Here is a 17150-nt window from a genome sequence, read left to right on the forward strand (position 1 = left end):
AGGCTTTACCGGGAAGGCTCCTCGCGGCCAGGTCCGCTCCTACAGGGCGCGGTTGCTTATTTGAACGTGTAGACCAGGTTCACCGTGGTCAGCGTGTCGGTCTTCTTGTCGCCGTCGCTGACCTCGCTGTTGTGGCGCATCTGCCAGGCGGCCTTGAGCGCGAAGTGCGAGTTCATGCTGACCTGCACGCCGAAATCGTTCTGCGCGTAGGTGTTGTATTCGCCCGATTCCACCAGCAGCGTGTTGATCAGGTCGGTGTTGTCGGTGACGGTGTACTTGAGGTCGAACAGCCCGCGCCCGATCAGGCCGGTCTCGTTGCGGTCTTCGTCGCTGTTGTGTGCACGCCGGATACCCGGGCCGATCTGTGCATCCAGATAGAAGCGCTCGGCATCGATCAGGCGCGTGCCGTAACCGATACCGAAGGTGGCCAGGCGGTCGTAGGTGGCGAAGTCGTCGTGTTCGTAACGGCCGGTGGCGGTGAGCTGGCGGTGTTCGCCCAGCTGCAGCGCGCTGCCGGCGCTGCCGGTGTAACGCTCGGCCGTGGTCTGGCGTTCGCGCGAGGTGCTGCCGTCGTCGTTGGTATTGGTGTACTCGGAGCTGGAGCGCAGTGCGGTGGCATCCAGGCTATGGATCCAGTCGCCGTCGGTGTAGCGCAAGCGGACCCGGCCGTTGAGGCTGTCAGTAGTGCTGTTGCCATGGGCGGCGGCGTAGCCGAGCTCGCCACTGCTCCCGCTCCACGGCGACGGCATCACGGCGGCAGCGGGGTCCGCCGGTGCCGGTGCAACTGCCTGGGCCCAGACGGTGGGCGTGATCAACAACAGGGGCAGCAGGGCAGACAACGGGGCACGGCGGGACATGGGCGGCTCGCTTTGGAGGACAGGGGCGAAGAAGGGTGGAAGCGATTTCATGATAACGGACTGAGCGGCTGCGTCATGAGCAAGTGAACGCTACGCTTCAGAAGAGGTTGGGGCGCCGGCTCCGGAACGGCAGCGCTGGCCCGGTTGCGCACCTCGCAGGCAGATCCGGCCCGCGCGCAGCACAGGCGAACGCGCCGGCCACGGGGGCACCGCCGCGGCGGCGTCGATGCGGGCATGATTGCGATAGACAGCGACGCTCACCCCGCCACGCAAAGACTCGGACATAATCGACGCATGGACCGCTACGAACGCATCAATTCCCTGCATCGCTTGCTCAAGTCGGCACGCTACCCGGTCACGGTGGCGCGGCTGCAGGATGAGCTGAGCTGTTCCCGCGCAACCGTGTACCGCGATCTGGCGTTCCTGCGCGATGCGCTGATGGCGCCGGTGGAAGGCGACGGCGAATCGGGGTTCCGTTATCTCTCTGGCGAAAGCGATCGCTTCGAGCTGCCTGGCCTGTGGCTGAGTTCGGAGGAACTGCACGCGCTGCTGGCATCCCAGCAATTGCTGGCGCGCACCGGCGGCGGGGTGTTGTCCTCGATGCTGGCGCCGCTGCAGCAACGCATCGAAGGGTTGCTGGCCGCCCAGGCCGGTGTGTCGCAATGGCCGGTGGACCGGGTGCGGGTGATTCCGCACCGCGGCCGCAAGCTGGACGAGGCCAGCTTCCGCACCGTCGCCTCGGGTGTGCTGGAGCGCAAGCAGCTGAGCTTCGATTACCGCGCCCGTTCCACCGACGAATCGACCAAGCGCACCGTGTCTCCGCAGCGCATCACCCACTACCGCGACAACTGGTACCTGGACGCCTGGGACCACGGCCGCGATGGCGTGCGAAGCTTTGCGGTGGACCGCATCAATCACGCGCGGCTGCTCGAGAGCGTGCCGCGCGATGTGCCCGACAGCGAGCTGGACGAGCAGCTGGCGGCCAGCTACGGCATCTTTTCCGGCGCGCCCAAGGGTTGGGCCACCATCGTGTTCAGTGCCAAGGCCGCGCGCTGGGTTGCCGACGAGCATTGGCATTCCAAGCAGCAGGGCCGCTTTCTGGCCGATGGCCGTTATGAGCTCAAGGTGCCCTACAGCAACTCGCGCGAGCTGCTGATGGACGTGCTGCATTACGGCTCGGATGCGGAGATCGTCGAGCCGGTCTCGCTGCGCGAGCAGGCCAAGGCGCTGCTATCGCTGGCATTGAGCAACTACGACTGAGCGTGCGTCAGCGCTTGCTTGGCACTTCAAAACCCAGGCGGTCCACCTGCTCGCGCAACTGCGGCACGCGCTTGAGCTTGTCGGTGTAGATGGAATAGTCGTCGCGCATCTTGTCGACCAGCTTGCGGTACTGGTCGCGGCTCATGTCCGGCTTGCGCGCGAAGATCCAGGCCAGGTCGCGGCCGGGATAGGAAATCAGCATCCAGGAGCCGTCCGGCGCGATTTCCAGGATGCGCTGCTTGGCCGGAATGACCTTGTAGAACCACACCCGCCAATCGCGGTTGCCGCTCTCGGCGTCCACCGAGGCGCGCGCGTTGACCTCCTTTTCCGGCTCGCCGAAGCCCTCGCGGTACAGATAGCGCACCGCCACCTTGCCGTCTTCGACCAGGGTGTACTCGTCGCGGCTGGTGACGTGGCCACGCTCCACCGGATTGGGCATACGCGCAATCACGTACCAGGTGCCCATGATCTTGGACAGATCGACTGCCGGCTCGCTGGCAGGCGTGTCCTTGGCGGATGCCACGGGCAGGCCGAGGACGAACAGAAAAGCGAGGGCGATCGTAACGGTCAGGCGCATCGCAACATCACAAAGGGGCAGTTGGAGCAGCACACTACCGCATGCAGGGGGCAAGTTCGCGTCAACGGTCGGGTCTGGCGCACGCGGCTGTCTCAGACGCGGCAGCCGGGGGACTGGGTCTGGGTACGGAAGAGGGTGCCGTTGGCGGCCTGGCGTTGCTGGTCGCGTCTCCTGGAGCGCTGCCGCTGCCGTGCCGGAGCGCCTTGGTACCGGAGCTTTTGCTGGTTTCGCGGCCAGGTCGCAGCCGGTGAGATGGGCGCAGGCAATCCTGCCGGCCTGTTCCGATCCTTCCTGCCACGGAGTGCCGCCATGTCGATTCATCCTTCCCGTCGTTCCGAACGTCCCGACCCGCGCGTGCTGCGCCCGGTCCGGCAGATCGCCCTGGCCGGCCTGGCCCTGGTGCTGGTATGGCCGGCCGCGCGCGGCCACAGCGAATGGATCGGCTGGCTGCCGCTGTGGCTGGTCGGCATGCCGATGCTGGCCTGGTGGAGCCTGCATCGGTTCGCGCTGCCGACCCTGGCGCGGCCCGGTGCGCGACGCGGCGCGCCACGTCGGCGCGGGCCGCAGGCGCAACGCCGACGCAGCACGTCGCGTGCGGCGACACAGGTGCGCGCGGCCTGACCTTCGGCAGGGTCGGGCGGGCGGAGGGCTATGCTACGTTCCCGGCGTTCGTTCTCCCGGAAACATTCATGTCCAAACTCGCCTCGATCTGCCTGGTTGCCGGTCTGATCACCGCTGGCGCCGTCTCTGCAGAGGAAACCGCCGTGTCCAACGATCCCTACGCCTGGCTGGAAGATGTCTCCGGTGCCAAGTCGCTGGACTGGGTCAAGGCCCAGAACGCCAAGACCGAGGCGCGCCTGGCCGCCACGCCGGCCTTCAAGCAGATGGAAACCAGCATCCGCGAGGTGCTGGATTCGGATGCCAAGATCCCGGGCGTGCAGAAGATCGGCGAGTACTACTACAACTTCTGGAAGGACAAGCAGCACGAGCGCGGCCTGTGGCGGCGCACCACGCTGGACGAATACCGCAAGCCGGCGCCCAAGTGGGAAACGGTGCTGGACCTGGATGCGCTCAACAAGGCCGAAGGCGAGAACTGGGTCTGGCACGGCGCCGACTGCCTGCGCCCGGACTACCAGCGCTGCCTGATCGCGCTGTCGCGCGGCGGCGCCGATGCCGATGTCACCCGCGAGTTCGACCTGGCCGGCAAGCAGTGGGTCAAGGACGGCTTCTTCCGTCCCGAATCCAAGGGCGGGCTGGGCTGGATCGACCAGGACACCGTCTACGTGTTCACCGATTTCGGTGCCGGCAGCATGACCAGCTCCGGCTATCCACGCATCGCCAAGCAATGGAAGCGCGGCACCCCGCTCAGCGCCGCCACGGTGGTGTACGAGGGCAAGCCCACCGACATGTACATCGCGGCGATGCATGACGACACGCCCGGCTTCGAGCGCGATTTCGTCAGCCGCACGCTGGCCTTCTACAACGAGGAGCTGTACCTCAAGGGTGCCGACGGCAAGCTGGTCAAGGTGGACGCCCCCAACTCGGCCAGCAAGTCGGTCAAGCGGCAATGGCTGACCCTGGAGCTGCGCGACCCGTGGACCGTGGGCGGCAAGACCTACAAGGCCGGCTCGTTGCTGGCGACGCGGTTTGACGACTTCATGGCCGGCAAGCGCAGCTTCGATGTGCTGTTCGAGCCCACCGACAGCACGTCGCTGGCCGGCACGGCGTGGACGAAGTCGCACCTGGTACTGAACGTGCTGGAAGACGTCAAGAACCGCCTGAGCGTGATCACGCCCACGCAGGATGGCTGGAAGAAGAGCGCCTTCGTCGGTGCGCCGGCATTCGGTACCGTCGATGTCGGCGCGGTGGACAGCGACGACAGCGACGCGCTGTGGTTGACCGTCACCGACTACCTGACCCCGACCACCTTGTCGTGGGTGGAGGTGGGCAGCGCGCCGCAGCCGCTCAAGTCCATGCCGGCGTTCTTCGATGCCGGCAAGGACAGCATCGAGCAGCACTTCGCCACCAGCAAGGACGGCACCCGCGTGCCGTATTTCCTGGTACGGCCCAAGGCGTTGACGCTCGATGGCAGCGCGCCGACCCTGCTGTACGGCTACGGCGGTTTCGAGATTTCGATGACGCCGAATTACTCCGGCGGACTGGGCCGCGCCTGGCTGGAGAAGGGCGGCGTCTACGTGGTGGCCAACATCCGCGGCGGTGGCGAATACGGTCCGCGCTGGCACCAGGCCGCGCTCAAGCAGAACCGCCACAAGGCCTATGAAGACATGGCCGCGGTGGCCAGGGACCTGGTCGCGCGCAAGATCACCTCGACCAGGCACCTAGGCGTGCAGGGCGGCAGCAATGGCGGCCTGATGACCGGCAACATGCTGACCCAGTATCCGGAGCTGTTCGGCGCGGTGGTGGTGCAGGTGCCGCTGCTGGACATGAAGCGCTACAGCCATCTGCTGGCCGGTGCCTCGTGGATGGCCGAATACGGCAACCCGGACACCGACGACTGGAAATTCATCCAGACCTTCTCGCCGTATCACCTGTTCGATCCGAAGAAGACCTATCCGCCGGTGATCTTCCTCACCTCCACCCGCGACGACCGCGTGCATCCGGGCCACGCGCGCAAGATGGCCGCCAAGATGATCGAGGCGGGCAAGGACGTGACCTACTACGAAAACATCGAAGGCGGCCACGGCGGCGCGGCCAACAACGCGCAGGCAGCGCACATGGCGGCGCTGGCCTATAGCTTCCTGTGGGAGCGACTGGCGGATTGATCAGGCGTTGATCGAACGCAGTCGGTAACGCGATCGCGTTGCTCATGCGGTGCCTTGAAGAAGCCCTGGGCCAAGTGGCCAGGGCTTTTTTTCCTTCTCCCGCCGGGAGGTGCCCGAAGGGCGGATGAGGGTGCGTGCGCACGCAACCGGCGACGCCGGGACGGGGCGCACGTACTGCCAGGCGCGGCTGCGGTGCTGGCCTCGCTTCAGCGCGAGGCCTGCCCGCAAACAGCAGTGCAAAAACAGCGGCCAGCAGCAGTCACGGCTGTTTCCATCGGCGCAGTGAACCTGCTGCTAGGGCCAGGCGCTACCCGGAGAGAGGAGCCGTGCGCACTGCCGGCCGTCTGATCAAAGGCCTTGTAACCCACGCGCAATCCGCGCCACCGCCTGCTCCAGCCGCGGCAGGCTTTGCGTATAGGCGATGCGCACGTGCTGGTTGGCGCGGTGGACGCCGAAGTCGATGCCGGGGGTGAAGGCGACATGCTCGGTTTCCAGGAAATGCGCGCAGAAGGCCTGGGCATCGTCCGAGAATGCGCTGATGTCGGCGTAGAGGTAGAACGCGCCCTGCGGTTCGACGGCGATATCGAAGCCGAGCTGGCGTAGCGCCGGCAGCAGATAGTCGCGGCGTTGCCGGAACTCGGCGCGGCGGGCTTCGAAGATGGCGATGCTCTCGGGCGTGAAGCAGGCAAGCGCGGCGTGCTGGGCGATGGTGGAGGCGCTGATGTAGAGGTTCTGCGCGAGTTTTTCCAGCTCGGGCACCGCCGCCGGAGGGGCGATCAACCAGCCCAGGCGCCATCCGGTCATGCCGAAGTACTTGGAGAAACTGTTCAGCACGAAGGCGCTGTCGTCCACTTCCAGCACGCTATGCGCGTCCATGCCATAGGTCAGGCCGTGGTAGATCTCGTCCACCACCAGATGCCCGCCGCGTGCATGTAGCGCCTGCGACAGGCCGGCCAGTTGCGCGCGCGACAGCACGCTGCCGGTGGGGTTTGCGGGCGAGGCGACCAGTGCGCCGACGCTGCCGGCGTTCCAGCAGGCCTCGACCAGGCCAGGCGTCAGTTGGTAATCGGTGTCTGCGCCGACCGGCACCAGTTGCGCGGCGCCTTCGACCAGGCGCAGGAAGTGCCGGTTGCACGGATAGCCGGGGTCGGCGAGCAGCCAGTGTTTGTCCGGGTCGACCAGCAGGCTGCTGGCCAGCAACAATGCACCGGAGCCGCCCGGCGTGACCAGGATCCGTTCCGGGTCGAGATCACAGCCATAACGCTGCGCATAGAAGCCGGCGATGGCGGCACGCAGCGCGGGCAGGCCGCGTGCAGCGGTGTAGCGGGTGTGTCCCGCCGCCAGTGCGGCCTGTCCGGCCGCGACGATCGGTGCGGCGGTGGTGAAATCCGGCTCGCCGATTTCCAGGTGGATCACATCGTGGCCGGCCTGTTCCAGCGCATTGGCGCGCGCCAGCAGCGCCATCACATGAAACGGGGCGATGTCCTGGCTGCGGCGGCTGTAACCGGAGAAGTGCGGAGGCTTGGTATCCATCGCCATGATGGTAGACCAGCGGCGGCGCGGGATTTGTTACTGCGCGGGAAAGCGCGCTACCAGCCCCCCTGGCACATGACGCTGCGCGCCGGTCTCTTCTACACTCGGGCGCTGGGATGGCATTGCGTTCATCTAACGGACCCCAATCTGATGAAGCCTGTCCTCTCTTTTCTGATCGCCAGCCTGATGACCACATCTGTTCCTTCCGCCCTCGCAGCTCTGCCATCGCCGCCGGACGTGGCCAAGCGTCCGCATGTGGTCAAGGCCCCGTTCGGTGCCACCCGTGATGACGACTATTACTGGTTGCGCGACGACAAGCGTGAGGACAAGGCGATGCTGGCCTATCTCAATGCCGAGAACGCCTACACCGACACGGTGATGGCGCCGCTCAAGCCGCTGGAAGACACGCTGTACACCGAGATCGTCGGGCGCATCAAGCAGGACGACGCCAGCGTGCCGTATCGCGAGCGTGGCTACTGGTATTACACGCGCTTCGAAGCCGGCAAGGACTACCCGATCCAGGCGCGTCGCAAGGGCAGCATGGAGGCGCCGGAACAGATCCTGCTCGACGTCAACCAGATGGCGCAGGGCAAGGGGTACTTCAGCGTCGGCGATGCGGAGGTCAGCCAGGACAATCGCATCCTGGCCTGGGCCGACGATGCGGTGGGCCGCCGCCAGTACACGATCCGCTTCAAGAACCTGGACACCGGCGAGATCTATCCGGACACGGTGGAAGGCGTGTCGCCCAACGTGGTCTGGGCCGACGACAACAAGACCCTGTTCTATGTCGAAAACGATCCGGAAACGCTGCTCACCGTGCGCGTGAAGAAACACGTGCTGGGCACGCCCGCCAAGGACGACGTGCTGGTCTACGAGGAGAAGGACGACAGCTTCTACATGGGCATCGGCCGTACCCGCGACGACAAGTACATCACCATCGGCGTGGAAAGCACGGTGTCGTCGGAGACGCGTTACGCGCCGGCCGACAATCCGGAGCGGTTCACGCTGCTGGCCAAGCGCCAGCGCGATGTCGAATATCACCCCGAGCATTTCGACGGCCGCTGGGTGATTCGCACCAATGCCGATGGTGCCAAGAATTTCAAGCTGGTGACCGCACCTACCGACGCGACCACGCGCAAGCAGTGGACCGACTGGGTGGCGCACGATGACAAGGTCTACATCGAGAATTTCGAGCTGTTCGATGGCTTCACCGCGGTCGAGGAGCGCTCCGGCGGCCTGGAACGCGTGCGCCTGCTCAAGCGTGACGGCAGCCAGGAGTACGTCAAGGCCGATGAGCCTGCGTATTCGATGGGCCTGGCGATCAATTCCGAGCCGGACACCGCATGGTTGCGTTACAGCTACACCTCGCTGACCACGCCGGCCACGACGTACGAACTCAATACGCAGACTGGCGAGCGCAAGTTGCTCAAGCAGCAGCCGGTGATCGGTTACGACGCCGGCAAGTACGTCACCGAGCGCGTCTGGGTGACCGCGCGCGACGGCGTCAAGGTGCCGGTGTCGCTGGTGTACAAGCAGGGCTTCAAGAAGGACGGCAGTGCCGCGTTGTTCCAGTACGCCTACGGCAGCTACGGCATGTCGATGGACCCGGCGTTCAACCTGCCGGCGATCAGCCTGCTGGACCGTGGCGTGGTGTATGCCATCGCGCACATCCGCGGCGGCCAGGAAATGGGCCGCCAGTGGTACGACGACGGCAAGCTGCTGCACAAGAAGAACACCTTCACCGACTTCATCGACGTCACCCGCGGCCTGGTGGCACAGGGCTACGCCGCCAAGGATCGCGTCGCCGCCTCCGGCGGCAGCGCCGGTGGGTTGCTGATGGGCGCGGTGGCCAACATGGCCCCGCAGGACTACCGCGTGATGGTTGCGCAGGTACCGTTCGTCGACGTGGTCACCACCATGCTCGATGCCAGCATCCCGCTGACCACCAACGAATACGACGAGTGGGGCAACCCGGAAAAGAAGGCCTATTACGACTACATGCTGTCCTACTCCCCGTACGACAACGTGACCAAGCAGGCCTATCCGGCCCTGTTCGTCGGCACCGGCCTGTGGGATTCGCAGGTGCAGTACTGGGAGCCCGCCAAGTGGGTGGCCAAGCTGCGCGACGACAACACCGGCACCCAGCCGATCGTCTTCCGCACCAACATGGAAGCGGGCCATGGCGGCAAGTCCGGCCGTTTCCGCCGCTACCGCGAACTCGCCGAGTCGTATGCGTTTGTGCTGGAGCAGCTTGGGGTCAGGTAGCTGCGGGGCGGGGATCGGGGAGTCGGGATTGGGGATTGGGGATTGGTAAGAGCAGGTGGCTGGATCCAACACCGACGCCAGGCCACCTCAACGCCGGCTGGCCGTATCATTTACCCATGACGCGACCGACTCGATTCCGCTGGGCCTGGTGGGTGCTGGCCTACGCCAGCCTGGCGACCGGCATCGTCGGTATCTTTGTGCCCGGCCTGCCGACGACCGTGTTCATCCTGATTTCCGCCTGGGCCGCCTCGCATGGCTCCGAGCGCCTGCACACCTGGCTGCTCTCGCACCCGCGCTTCGGCCCGGCGATCGTCGAGTGGCAGACCTATCGTGCAGTCAGCCGCAAGGCCAAGTGGATGGCCACGCTCACCATGAGCGTGTGCGCCGCCATCATGCTGTGGTGCGTGCCGGTGTTCTGGGTCAAGTGCGTGTCGATCGGCAGCATGGCGGTGGTGGCGATCTGGTTGTGGCTGCGTCCCGAGCCGCCACCGCGCGCGATCTCGGCGCCGCGCTGAGCACACGTCAGTCAGGGTGTTCTGGCTATACTTCGACGCATGAGCCTTCTGTCCCGACCATCCGTTCGCCTCGCACTGGTTGGTGCGACCTTTGTCCTGCTTGCCGCCTGCGGCAACAAGGGCCCGCTGGTGATGCCGCAGAAGCCGGTGCCGGTGGAAGCCCAGCCCGTGCCGCAGCCGCCGGACGCGCCGCAACCGCTGGACGAGTCGAACCCGGCACCTGCGCCGGTGAACACCGATCCGCAGCCCGCGCCCACCACCGACCAGCCCGCTAGCAGCGGCAATGAGCGCTGACGGTCGCAGCGGGCGCCTGCGTTTCACCAAGATGCATGGCGCCGGCAACGATTTCGTGGTGCTGGACCTGCGCGACGGCACGCCGCCGCCGGATGCCGCGCTGGCTGCACATCTGGCCGACCGCCATTTCGGCGTGGGCTGCGACCAGATCCTGACCATCGAGCATCCGCGCAGCAGCGAGGCGGTGGCCGCTTACGGCATCTGGAATTCCGACGGCACGGCCGCGCGCCAATGCGGCAACGGCGCGCGCTGTGTGGCGGCCTGGCTGATGCGCGACGGCACTGCGCAGGGCGATGATTTCGTCATCGATAGCCCGTTCACCTCCCACCGCGTGCAACGTCTGGACGCAGGCACCTACGCGGTGGCGATGGGCGTGCCGCAATTCGAGCCCACACAGATCCCGCTGGCCGGCTTTGCGCGCGCGCGCGAGGAGTACGCGCTGCCGGTGCATGGCGAAACCGTGCGCTTTGGCGCGGTGTCGATGGGCAATCCGCATGCGGTACTGGAAGTGGGGCGGGTGGATGCGGCGCCAGTGGAGCGCGTCGGCGCCTCGCTGCAGCAGAACGCCGCGTTCCCCGATTCGGTCAACGTCGGCTTCGTGCAGGTTGTCGACCCCACGCACGTGCGCCTGCGCGTGTTCGAGCGCGGTGTCGGCGAAACCCTGGCCTGCGGCAGCGGCGCATGCGCGGCGGCGGTGGTGCTGATGCAGCGTGGCCGTGTCGAGCGCGACGTGCAGGTGTCCTTGCCCGGTGGCGAACTGCGCATCCGTTGGGACGGCGATCAGCAGCAGGTGGTGATGTCCGGTCCGGCCGTGTTCGTCTTCGATGGAGAGTGGAACTGATGAGCGAGAACACGGACAAATTCGGCGCGCACGACGTGGCAACCTGGTTGCGGCGCCATCCGACCTTCCTCAAGCAGTTCCCGGACCTGGCAGTGAGCCTGCTGGTGCCGCGCGACGACGGCCCGACCGCGTCGCTGGCTACCTACCAGCTGGAAGTGCTGCGCGACAAGAATCGCGAGCTGTCGCGGCGCCTGCACGAGCTTGGCCACAATGCGCAGGACAACGAACGCCTGGCCGTGCGCACGCATCAACTGACCCTGGCGCTGATGCGCCAGACCAGCGCGGCCGACACGCTCAAGGCGATGGCCGCCTCGCTGGCGGAGGATTTCAACGGCGAACTGGTACGGCTGGTGTTGCTCAAGCCGGTTGCCGGCCTGGAGGCCGACTGGCTGCAGGTCATTGCCGCCGATGACGCGCGGCTTGCCCCGTTCCGCGATTGCCTGGGCGACGGCGAGCCGATCTGCGGCCGCCTGCAGACGGAAAAACATGCGCTGCTGTATGCCGGCCAGGCCGCCGACGTGCAATCCACCGCGCTGCTGCCGTTGCCCGGCATCGGCTTGATTGCGGTCGGCAGCAGCGACGCCAACCGCTTCTATCCCGGCATGGGCACCTTGTTCCTGCGCATGATGGGCGAGTCCTTGAGCGTGGCCTTGCAGCGCTTCGATACATGATGCGTGGCGCGGGCTGCGCCGATGTGTGCCGCCTGCGCTGGATGGCGGCGCCGATGACGTGGCAACGAGGAGTCTGAGGTGGCGTCGGTCGACGATTTCCTGGCGTATCTGCAGGTCGAGCGGCAGGTGTCTGCGCATACGCTGGATGCCTACCGGCGCGATCTCGCCGCGTTGGTGGGGTGGGCCGGCGAACAGGCCATCGACGATGTTGCGCAGCTGGAGAGCGCGCAGTTGCGGCAATTCGTCGCGGCCGAGCACCGGCGCGGCTTGTCGCCCAAGAGCCTGCAGCGCCGTCTGTCGGCATGCCGCAGTTACTACGCCTGGTTGCTCAGGCATGGCCGCATTGCCGCCAGTCCTGCCGCGGCGCTGCGTGCGCCCAAGGCGCCACGCAAGTTGCCGCAGGTGCTGGATGCCGACGAGGCGGTGCGTCTGGTCGAGGTGCCGACCGATGCGCCGCTGGGCCTGCGCGATCGCGCCTTGCTGGAGCTGTTCTATTCGTCCGGGCTGCGCCTGAGCGAGCTTTGCGCGCTGCGCTGGCGTGATCTGGATCTGGACAGCGGGTTGGTGATGGTGCTCGGCAAGGGCGGCAAGCAGCGCCTGGTGCCGGTAGGCTCGCATGCGATCGGCGCCTTGCGCCAATGGCTGCGCGACAGCGGCGGGCGTGCCGACACGCATGTATTCCCCGGCCGCGCCGGCGGAGCCATTTCGCAACGCGCAGTGCAGATCCGCATCAAGCAACTGGCGGTACGCCAGGGCATGTTCAAGGACGTGCATCCGCATATGCTGCGGCACAGTTTTGCCAGCCACATCCTCGAGTCCTCCGGCGACCTGCGTGGTGTGCAGGAGTTGCTTGGGCATTCGGATATCGCCACCACGCAGATCTACACGCATCTGGATTTCCAGCATCTGGCCAAGGTCTACGACGCCGCGCATCCGCGTGCAAAGCGCAAGAAAGCCGCCGATTAGGCGGGATGCAGCGCCTGACGTTGCGATGCCTGGTGCGCAGCGCAAGGATCTGCCGATTGCGTGATGGACAGCCACAGGCAGTTGATGCACGTCGCCGGCCGACCACCGCAGCTATCGCCTCTCCGCCGGTGCGAGAGGGGCTTGACCGCACTCAGGTGCTGCCATGTCCGAAGGCGGCGAGCAGGGCCGGCACGCGTGCGTCACGCTGCGCTTCCGCCTCTGGAAGATCGTCATGACCTCGTTTCGTTTGACCGGGCTCGATCCGGCTCTGTTCGCCCATCTGCACGGACTCGATGACGTTGCGTTGACCATCCACCACGCAATACGTGTGATCGCCGATGCCGATCACGGATTTCCGTGTCGTGTCAGCCTGCAGGATGCGCGCGCAGGTGAGCAGTTGCTGCTGCTGCCGTATCTGCATCAGGCAGCCGACTCGCCCTACCGCGCGAGCGGGCCGATCTTTGTGCGTGCCGCAGCGGTGCCCGCACGGCTGGAGCCCGACGCGGTGCCGGCTGCGATCCAATCGCGGCTGATCTCGCTGCGCGCCTACGATCATCGCCATCATCTGGTGAACGCCGAGGTGTGTGCAGGCGACCACGTCGCAGCGTGGTTGCACGCGTGCCTGGACGATACGCAGATCGCCTACGTGCACCTGCATCACGCCCGTCAGGGCTGTTACGCGTGCCGCGCCGATCGCGTTGCGGGGACTGAGCGTGATTGAAATCCTCGCCCAGCACCCCGGCGTGTGGCGAGGGTAGGCACGGGCGATGGATCGGCCGATGGCAGGCCGGATGTCGTGTAGACCGCGGCCCATCTGCCCGAAGCAGGCCTGCGGGCGCTGATGCGCCGAAGGTGCCGGGAGCAGTCCCGGGCGGACGCTGTCGCGCGCGTAGGGCGCACTCACCCCCGCCTAGATGCGGCGCCTGGTCGCAGCGCGCTTGAACCCGGCAGGGGCGTCCCCACCTCATGGGAAACCCCCGGAGGACCCATGGATCCCAGCCAGAATCCCAACATCGTTCACGCCACCACCATCATCTCGGTTCGGCGTGGCGGGCATGTCGCCGTCGCCGGCGATGGCCAGGTCACCCTCGGCCACACCGTCATGAAAGGCAATGCGCGCAAGGTGCGCCGGCTCGGCCGCGAAGGGCAGGTGCTGGCCGGTTTTGCCGGTGCCGCCGCCGATGCGTTCACCTTGTTCGAGCTGTTCGAAGCCAAGCTCGACAAGCATGGACAACTGACCCGCGCCGCTGTGGAGCTGGCCAAGGACTGGCGCACCGAGCGCCGCCTGGGCAAGCTCGAAGCGCTGCTCGCGGTCGCCGATAAAGAAACCTCGTTGATCATTAGCGGTACCGGCGATGTGATCGAACCGGAAGACGGCATCATCGCCATCGGTTCGGGCGGCTCGTACGCCTTGTCGGCCGCTCGCGCGCTGCTGGCGCACACCGAGCTCGATGCCAAGACCATCGCCACCGAAGCGATCAATATCGCCGGCGATATCTGTATCTATACCAATCGCAATGTGGTGGTCGAGGAGCTGTGAATCGGGAGTGGGGAATCGGGAATCGCAATGGCGGTTTCGGTTCCACCCCGACGACAGAGGCTCTTGATTTCGCGCTTGCGGTTCCCCTTTCCCCATTTTCGATTCCCCAATGCCAAATCCCGATAGCTCAACCATGACTCCGCGCGAAATCGTGCAGGAGCTCGACCGTCATATCGTCGGCCAGCACGATGCCAAGCGTGCGGTTGCCATCGCGCTGCGTAATCGCTGGCGCCGCATGCAGCTGCCCGAAGAGCTGCGCAACGAGGTGATGCCCAAGAACATCCTGATGATCGGCCCGACCGGCGTCGGCAAGACCGAGATCGCACGCCGCCTGGCCACGTTGGCCAATGCGCCGTTCGTCAAGGTCGAAGCCACGCGCTTTACCGAGGTCGGCTATGTCGGCAAGGATGTGGAGCAGATCATCCGCGATCTGGCCGATACCTCGGTCAAGCTGTATCGCGAACAGGCCAAGGTGCGCGTGCGCAACCAGGCCGAAGAGCGGGCCGAAGATCGCATCCTGGACGCGCTGCTGCCGCGCCGTGCGGCCGGTATCGGCTTCGATCCGGAAGCAGCACGCAACGAGCCCTCGTCGCAGGACAACGACACCCGCATCAAGTTCCGCCGCATGCTGCGCAGTGGCGAACTGGACGAGCGCGAGATCGAGCTGGAAGTGGCGGTCAATGCCAGCATGGACATCATGACCCCGCCGGGCATGGAAGAAATGGGCCAGCAGTTGCGGCAGATGTTTTCCAACCTGGGCAGCGGCAAGTCGCAAAAGCGCAAGCTCACCATCAAGGCCGCGCGCCCGCTGCTGATCGAAGAAGAAGCCGGCAAGCTGGTCAACGAAGACGATGTGCGCACGGCGGCGATCGAGGCCTGCGAGCAGCACGGCATTGTGTTCATCGACGAGATCGACAAGGTGGCCAAGCGTGGTGAGGCCGGCTCCAATGGCGGCGATGTCAGCCGCGAGGGCGTGCAGCGCGATCTGCTGCCGCTGGTGGAAGGCTCCAACGTGTCGACCAAGTACGGCACGGTCAAGACCGACCATATCCTGTTCATCGCCTCCGGTGCATTCCACCTGGCCAAGCCCAGCGATCTGATTCCCGAATTGCAGGGCCGTTTTCCGATCCGCGTCGAGTTGACCGCGCTGACCAAGGCCGATTTCGTGCGCATCCTCACCGAGCCCAAGGCGGCGTTGATCAAGCAGTACGAGGCCTTGCTGCAGACCGAGGGCGTGCGCCTGACCTTCGGCGCCGATGCGGTGGAACGCCTGGCCGAGATTGCCGCACAGGTCAACGAGCGGCAGGAAAACATCGGCGCGCGCCGCCTGCACACGGTGCTGGAGCGTCTGCTCGATGTGCTGAGCTACGAGGCACCGGACCGTGACGGGCAGAGCGTCACCGTCGATGCGGCCTATGTCGATGCGCAGCTAGGCGAGCTGGTGCAGGATCCGGACCTGAGCCGCTACATCCTCTGATCGCAGTGCACCCGCGCGCAGATGCGCAATGCAATGCGCGTATGGTGTCTGCCGTGAAATGCAGTGCAAGCGCGGCAGGAACGCATCACGGGACGATGCATGCTGGCAGATGCAGTCAAAAGCCGAGTCGGTGGAGGGCGCGACGCCCTCACCGCGTGCGGGACACGCCGTGAATCCATCCGTGGAGGCTCGGTGGCGGCATCCATGCCGCCACACGGTCCCGCAACCGGCGAGGACACCGCACCAGACAATTGGTCGGCGCTCATCTAAAAAAGCTGTCTGTCGTGTGGTGTGCATCAGACCTGTAGCCGATGCTTCAATGATCGAACGAGGCGCATCCAGCACTGCTCCACCATGCACACCGACGATCTCGACTGGCCCTTGCCCGCTCACCGTCGCGGGACCTTGAGCGGCATGGATGCCGCGCCAGAGCCTACAAGGACGTACTTGCGGCGTGTCCCGCGATGGTGGGCGGGCAAGGGCCCTGCAGCCAGGTTGCAGATCACACCCTGCAACGAAGGCGCAGATCATCGGCTCTGCAACTGGCCCTCACCTTGGCAGTCGCCTGCACTGCACAGCCAACCTGCTAAATCCGGCAAACCGCTCAGTCCTCGCCGATATCCTCGTTCCACACGTCCGGGTTGGCGGCGATATAGCCGCCCAGCAGGTCGATGCATTCCTGGCTCTGCAGGTCGATGACAGTGACGCCATGCTCGCGCAGCCAGGACACCCCGCCCTGGAAGGTGACCGACTCGCCGACCACCACGGTGCCGATATTGAACTGGCGCACCAGTCCGCTGCAGTACCAGCAGGGCGCCAGCGTAGTGACCATGATGGTGTCCTTGTAGCGGCGCTGACGGCCGGCCTTGCGGAAGGCATCGGTTTCGCCATGCACGGAAGGATCGTTTTCCTGCACGCGGCGGTTGTGACCACAGCCGAGCAAGCGCCCGTCGTTGTGATACAGCGCCGCGCCGATCGGGATGCCGCCTTCGGCCAGGCCCTGGCGGGCTTCGGCAATGGCGGTGTCGAGCAGGGCGCAGTAGTCGGGGGTGGTGATCATGCAGGCTCCTGGTTGGCAGCGTCGGCGCGACGCAGCATGTCGATGTGGGGAATGCCGTCTTCCAGATACTGCATGGACGAGGGCGTGAAACCATGTGCGGCGTAGAACGCCTGCAGGTGCGCTTGCGCGCCGAGTTGCACGGCGCTGGCAGGCCAGTGTTGCTGCACCACGCGCAAGCCTTCGCGGAGCAGTGCATGGGCAAAGCCGTGGCCGCGCTGCGTGGCGGCAATCACTACCCGGCCGATGCTCGGCTCGGGGTAACTCACACCGGGCGGTAGCACGCGCAGATAGGCGGCCAACGCACCGTCGTCGGTGCTACCGAGCAGATGCAGCACACCCGGCAGGCTGTCCTTGCCATCCAGCTCCGGATACGCGCACTGCTGCTCCACTACGAACACATCCGAGCGCAGCCGCAGCAGCGCGTACAGCTGCGTGGTGCTCAGTTGGTCGAAGCGCAGGCACTGCCAGTGCAGCGAGGGTGGGGGCAGGGACGACATCAGCGCATCATAGC

Annotated in this window: 17 protein-coding genes and 1 pseudogene; 12 read left to right on the top strand and 6 right to left on the bottom strand. The window is 65.9% G+C overall.

Annotated features, from left to right (window positions below; genetic code table 11):
- Positions 1–56: 56 nt before the first annotated feature.
- Complete coding sequence (locus tag H7A87_RS03225) at positions 57–857, bottom strand: DUF481 domain-containing protein (RefSeq protein ID WP_104583746.1); 801 nt, start codon at positions 855–857, stop codon at positions 57–59.
- 294 nt (positions 858–1151) lie between these two features.
- Here H7A87_RS03225 and H7A87_RS03230 point away from each other — a divergent pair, with 294 nt between their 5' ends.
- On the top strand, positions 1152–2117 hold the full coding sequence (locus H7A87_RS03230) for a YafY family protein (protein WP_024940221.1): 966 nt from the start codon (positions 1152–1154) through the stop codon (positions 2115–2117).
- Positions 2118–2124: 7 nt separating this feature from the next.
- Here the strand turns inward: H7A87_RS03230 and H7A87_RS03235 are convergent, their stop codons facing one another.
- A complete protein-coding gene (locus H7A87_RS03235) occupies positions 2125–2694 on the bottom strand; it encodes a lipocalin family protein (protein ID WP_104583747.1) in 570 nt (189 codons plus the stop codon).
- 309 nt (positions 2695–3003) lie between these two features.
- Between H7A87_RS03235 and H7A87_RS03240 the strand changes: the two genes are divergently transcribed.
- Positions 3004–3315 carry a hypothetical protein gene (locus H7A87_RS03240; protein ID WP_119129729.1) on the top strand — a complete coding sequence of 104 codons (312 nt, stop codon included), beginning with the start codon at positions 3004–3006 and terminating at the stop codon, positions 3313–3315.
- 68 nt (positions 3316–3383) lie between these two features.
- On the top strand, positions 3384–5477 hold the full coding sequence (locus H7A87_RS03245) for a prolyl oligopeptidase family serine peptidase (protein WP_119129547.1): 2094 nt from the start codon (positions 3384–3386) through the stop codon (positions 5475–5477).
- A gap of 348 nt (positions 5478–5825) precedes the next feature.
- Here H7A87_RS03245 and H7A87_RS03250 read toward each other — a convergent pair whose 3' ends face one another.
- Positions 5826–7010: a pyridoxal phosphate-dependent aminotransferase gene (locus tag H7A87_RS03250; RefSeq protein WP_119129730.1), complete on the bottom strand. Its 1185-nt coding sequence runs from the start codon at positions 7008–7010 to the stop codon at positions 5826–5828.
- 150 nt (positions 7011–7160) lie between these two features.
- On the opposite strand from H7A87_RS03250, the gene H7A87_RS03255 reads away from it, so the two are divergent.
- The 9 genes from H7A87_RS03255 to hslU all read left to right on the top strand — a co-directional run bounded on the left by H7A87_RS03255 (position 7161) and on the right by hslU (position 15579).
- Positions 7161–9275 carry a S9 family peptidase gene (locus H7A87_RS03255; RefSeq protein ID WP_164739779.1) on the top strand — a complete coding sequence of 705 codons (2115 nt, stop codon included), beginning with the start codon at positions 7161–7163 and terminating at the stop codon, positions 9273–9275.
- Positions 9276–9391: 116 nt separating this feature from the next.
- A complete protein-coding gene (locus H7A87_RS03260) occupies positions 9392–9790 on the top strand; it encodes a YbaN family protein (protein ID WP_119129548.1) in 399 nt (132 codons plus the stop codon).
- 39 nt (positions 9791–9829) lie between these two features.
- Entirely contained in the window at positions 9830–10084 is a 255-nt protein-coding gene (locus H7A87_RS03265; RefSeq protein WP_104583750.1) for a lipoprotein, read from the top strand.
- On the top strand, positions 10074–10925 hold the full coding sequence (gene dapF / locus H7A87_RS03270; protein ID WP_104583751.1) for a diaminopimelate epimerase: 852 nt from the start codon (positions 10074–10076) through the stop codon (positions 10923–10925). The genes H7A87_RS03265 and dapF overlap by 11 nt, the downstream gene beginning before the upstream one ends.
- A complete protein-coding gene (locus tag H7A87_RS03275) occupies positions 10925–11596 on the top strand; it encodes a DUF484 family protein (protein WP_164739002.1) in 672 nt (223 codons plus the stop codon). The genes dapF and H7A87_RS03275 overlap by 1 nt, the downstream gene beginning before the upstream one ends.
- A 78-nt stretch (positions 11597–11674) precedes the next feature.
- Positions 11675–12562 carry a tyrosine recombinase XerC gene (xerC, locus tag H7A87_RS03280; protein ID WP_104583753.1) on the top strand — a complete coding sequence of 296 codons (888 nt, stop codon included), beginning with the start codon at positions 11675–11677 and terminating at the stop codon, positions 12560–12562.
- A 163-nt stretch (positions 12563–12725) separates the two neighbouring features.
- Positions 12726–13283: a DUF1203 domain-containing protein gene (locus H7A87_RS03285; protein WP_232087918.1), complete on the top strand. Its 558-nt coding sequence runs from the start codon at positions 12726–12728 to the stop codon at positions 13281–13283.
- A gap of 267 nt (positions 13284–13550) precedes the next feature.
- Positions 13551–14102, top strand: coding sequence for an ATP-dependent protease subunit HslV (gene hslV, locus H7A87_RS03290; RefSeq protein ID WP_005997221.1), 552 nt, complete (start codon positions 13551–13553; stop codon positions 14100–14102).
- A gap of 109 nt (positions 14103–14211) precedes the next feature.
- Complete coding sequence (gene hslU / locus H7A87_RS03295) at positions 14212–15579, top strand: ATP-dependent protease ATPase subunit HslU (protein ID WP_119129549.1); 1368 nt, start codon at positions 14212–14214, stop codon at positions 15577–15579.
- A 148-nt stretch (positions 15580–15727) separates the two neighbouring features.
- On the opposite strand, the pseudogene H7A87_RS20955 reads toward hslU, so the two are convergent.
- From H7A87_RS20955 to H7A87_RS03305, 3 genes and pseudogenes are all read right to left on the bottom strand, one after another.
- Positions 15728–16009 (bottom strand): annotated as a pseudogene (locus tag H7A87_RS20955) (hypothetical protein).
- A gap of 174 nt (positions 16010–16183) precedes the next feature.
- Positions 16184–16639: a nucleoside deaminase gene (locus H7A87_RS03300; RefSeq protein WP_119129551.1), complete on the bottom strand. Its 456-nt coding sequence runs from the start codon at positions 16637–16639 to the stop codon at positions 16184–16186.
- The gene (locus H7A87_RS03305) at positions 16636–17136 is read right to left on the bottom strand and encodes a GNAT family N-acetyltransferase (protein ID WP_119129552.1); all 501 of its coding nucleotides are present in this window, start codon (positions 17134–17136) and stop codon (positions 16636–16638) included. The genes H7A87_RS03300 and H7A87_RS03305 overlap by 4 nt, the downstream gene beginning before the upstream one ends.
- Positions 17137–17150: the final 14 nt, after the last annotated feature.

It is taken from the genome of Xanthomonas sp. CPBF 426 (genome assembly GCF_903989465.1).
Taxonomy (GTDB): Bacteria; Pseudomonadota; Gammaproteobacteria; order Xanthomonadales; family Xanthomonadaceae; genus Xanthomonas; species Xanthomonas euroxanthea.